Source organism: Pseudomonas sp. SWRI68 (assembly GCF_014269165.1).
Lineage (GTDB): Bacteria > Pseudomonadota > Gammaproteobacteria > Pseudomonadales > Pseudomonadaceae > Aquipseudomonas > Aquipseudomonas capeferrum.
In genome coordinates this window covers 1-3,330 of the sequence record NZ_JABWRU010000042.1, presented here as the reverse complement: position 1 = coordinate 3,330, position 3,330 = coordinate 1, and the positions used below count along the sequence as shown (strand labels likewise).

Annotated in this window: 3 protein-coding genes; 2 read left to right on the top strand and 1 reads right to left on the bottom strand. The window is 63.2% G+C overall.

The annotated features are described in order from the left end of the window. Positions 1-278: 278 nt before the first annotated feature. Positions 279-1,196 (bottom strand): LysR family transcriptional regulator, encoded by a 918-nt coding sequence (locus HU770_RS26625; protein ID WP_186666554.1) that lies wholly within the window; start codon positions 1,194-1,196, stop codon positions 279-281. Positions 1,197-1,718: 522 nt separating this feature from the next. Here HU770_RS26625 and iacA point away from each other — a divergent pair. Together iacA and HU770_RS26615 are read left to right on the top strand one after the other, a co-directional pair. Continuing rightward, positions 1,719-2,888, top strand: coding sequence for an indole-3-acetate monooxygenase (gene iacA, locus HU770_RS26620; RefSeq protein WP_186666552.1), 1,170 nt, complete (start codon positions 1,719-1,721; stop codon positions 2,886-2,888). Positions 2,889-2,905: 17 nt separating this feature from the next. Beyond that, a complete protein-coding gene (locus tag HU770_RS26615) occupies positions 2,906-3,268 on the top strand; it encodes an IacB protein (protein WP_186666550.1) in 363 nt (120 codons plus the stop codon). The last annotated feature ends 62 nt before the right edge of the window (positions 3,269-3,330 follow it).

The following is a 3,330-nucleotide window of genomic DNA, read 5'->3' as shown; positions in this document are numbered from 1 at the left end:
GCGGCCGGGTCGACCGTCAGGTTGACGGCGGGGATCAGGTTGCTCACGGGGTCACCTATGGGGCGTTTTCTTATGGGAGCAACGCTAAAGGGCAGGGGGGTGGGGCTCAATGACAGGGGCGATCAATGTCGTTGCGTTTTGTGCAACGGGGGGGATGGCAGGGCGTACGTCGTTGTTTTTTTGTTGGGGCGGAGATCGAGCGCCGCCCGCGCGGCGCTCGATCTCATAGGCGCTGCATAACCCAAGGCAAGCACCGAGGCAAACCCTATCTACACACATCACAACGCCATACGCACCGCCTTGGCCATCTCGGTCGCCAATTCCCGGCTCATGCCATCCAGGGTACGGCCCCGGCGCGTGACGATCTGGATATCGGTCGCGTTCATCGCCTCGCAATCAATGGCCAGGGCCTTGAAGGTGCCGCTCTTGAGCTCGTCGATGATCGGCAGCTCAGCCAGCAACGTGGCCCCCAGCCCCGACCGCACGAAATCCAGAATCACCGCCAGTGAGTTGGACGTGAGGGTCGGCACAATGGCAAACGGCTGGTCCTTGCACGCGGCATCCGCCAACTCGCGCACGCGGAAATTGGCACCGGGCAGCACCAGCGATTCCCGGGCCACTTCGGCAAGGCTGACCGTGGAGCGTTCGGCCATGCGGCTGTCGCGGTGCACGATCATCCGCAGTGGCTGCGCCAGGCTGAACAGCCGCGTCAAGCGGGCTGCAGGGTTGGGCGCAAACACCACGCCCAAATGCGCCTCGTCGGCCAGCACCATGCGCTGCACCTCCAAGGACGGGGCGCTGATGATCTCGGCCTTGTGCGCATTGTGCGCATGCAAGAAGCCCTGCAACGAATTGATCGCCCGGGCGCCCAGCAGGCCTTCGCCAATGGCGATCACCGTCGACGCCTGCTGGCGGGCGCGCAGTTCGTCCAGGCGGTTGACCAGCAGCGCGTGCTGGCGGGTGCGCTCGATGTAGTAGTCCACGGCCGCTTCGCCGGCGGCGGTCAGGCTGATGCGATGGGTGCCGGGGCGGACCAGTTCGATGGCCAGTTCTTCTTCCAGCCGGGCGATCTGCCGGCTGACCGATGAGGTGGCGACACCGAGCACTTCGGCAGCGGCGCGCATCGAGCCCTTGTCATGGCTCAGGTGCAGGTAGCGCAGGCGATGGTCCTGCAGATCGATATGGCGGGTGGGCATGACCTCGACCTCGGGGTAATCACGGCAGGCATTGGCGTTTCCCCATCGATCCTGGTGGGGCGCTGGCTTGATGTTTTTCTTGTGTGCTCGGCGTGGGTTGGCCGGCGTTGTCGCGCTCCATGCCAGGCCATCCTACACGCGTTTTTTTCTGGCAGAAATCATGTGAAAAAGGCACTAAAAATTTTTCGTGATATCAGCACTGGTCTTTAGTTTTTTTTGCGCTGTTCAGGTCAGCCTATCTCTGCCTTTAAATTCATTCAAATCAAATAGATAAGCGGTTTTTTCTAGGTCTTCCTGGGTGCTGCTAGCAGATTTTTCGTGGGTTTTAGCGTGAAAATTCAATTGACAATTCACGTAAATCGCCGCAAATATTTGTCACCGGCACCTAAAACAAGAGAGACAGACCATGCCGCCCAAACCTGCCTACGCCCCTCTGCATGGCCAGTGCTTGCCTTCACCGAGCCCAGCCAACACCCCCCACAAGCATCAGTACAAAAACCGCGCCTGAGACGGAGAAAGTCCATGGAATCGCTTTGCCTGCGTGCTGCGCCTGTGTCGGCGCTCGCCTCTGGCCCTGCCTTCGAGGCCTTGCTTGACGGTGTTCGTGATCGGGCTCGCCTCGGTGAGTTCGACCGCCAGCGCCACATATCCCGCGATGTGATCGACGCGTTCAAGGCCCATGGCGTGTACCGCGCCCTGGTGCCCAAACGCTTCGGTGGGCTTGAATGCTCGCCGGGTGCCTTCTGTGAAATGGTCGAACGCATCGCCCATGCAGACGGCTCCGCCGGCTGGGTGGCCAGCTTCGGCATGAGCCCTGTGTACCTGGCGGCGCTGCCGCTGGAAACCATCGCCGAGATCTACGGCAACAGCCCCGACACGGTGTTCGCCGGTGGCATCTTCCCGCCCCAACCCGCCGAGATCGTGCCTGGCGGCTTCAAGGTCAACGGCCGCTGGAAGTACTCCAGCGGCTCCATGGGCGCCGACATCGTCGGTGTCGGTATCGCCCCGCGCAACGGCGACAAGCTCGACCTGCCACGCCTGGCAGTGATGCCGCGCCAGCAAGCGCGCATCGAGCAGACCTGGGACACCGTCGGGCTGCTCGGCACCGGTAGCCACGACCTGGTGGTCGAGGAAGTGGTGGTCGGCGAGCAGTGGACCTTCGTGCGCGGTGGCAAGCCCAACCTGGACGAGCCGTTTTTCCGTTACCCCTCGCTGTCGTTCGCCACCCAGGTGCTCTCGGTGGTCGGCTTGGGCATCGCCCGCGCCGCGCTCGACGAACTGTCGGGCATGGCCAGTGGGCGCATTTCGGTCACCGGCGCCCCGGCACTGGCTGACCGGCCGCTGGCCCAGGTCGATGTGGCCAAGGCCGAGGCGGCGCTGCGCTCGGCTCGCGCGTTCTTCTACGAGTCCATCGAACGCGCCTGGGAGCACGTCCTGGCGGGCGACCCGGTACCGGTCGAGGTCACCAACCTGTTGCGCCTGTCCTCCACTCATGCCGCCCGCGTGGCCGCCGAAGTGGCGCGCAGTGTACAGATGCTCTCGGGCATGACCGGCATCTACAACGAAAGCCCGCTGGCCCGCTGCGTCAACGATGCGCAGGTGGTGACCCAGCACGCCTTCATGGGCGACGTCACCTACCAGAACGCCGGGGCGATGTTCTTCGGTAAACAGCCCCTTCCGGGCTACCTGTAACTTTCGGGATATTTGTCATGAGCGATAAGAAAACCTTGCGCGTGCTGTTCTGCATGGGCATCAACCAGAACTTCTTCGATGCCCCTCGCGAGGAGCAGCTTCAGGTGTGGGCCGCCTTCAGTGCGATGTGGAATGGCATCCACGACCTGGCCGGGGTGAACGTGCTGGGCAACATGGACGATGACCAGGGCATGGTCGGCCCGTCCGACGGCTTCCCCTGGACCACCTACCTGTTGGCTGACGTACCGGACATCGAGATCGTGCACGCCGCCTGCAACCTGTTCCGCACCACGGCCGTGGGCGAGGGGCCGTACAAGCTGTGGCGCTATGCCAAGGTCGAGGCCCGTGTCGGCCGCGAACTGATCATCCAGCGTGCCTGAGTAGAGGAAGCCCCCGTGAGCAACCTGATCCCCGCCGTCAACCTGACGGTCGACCCGGCCGT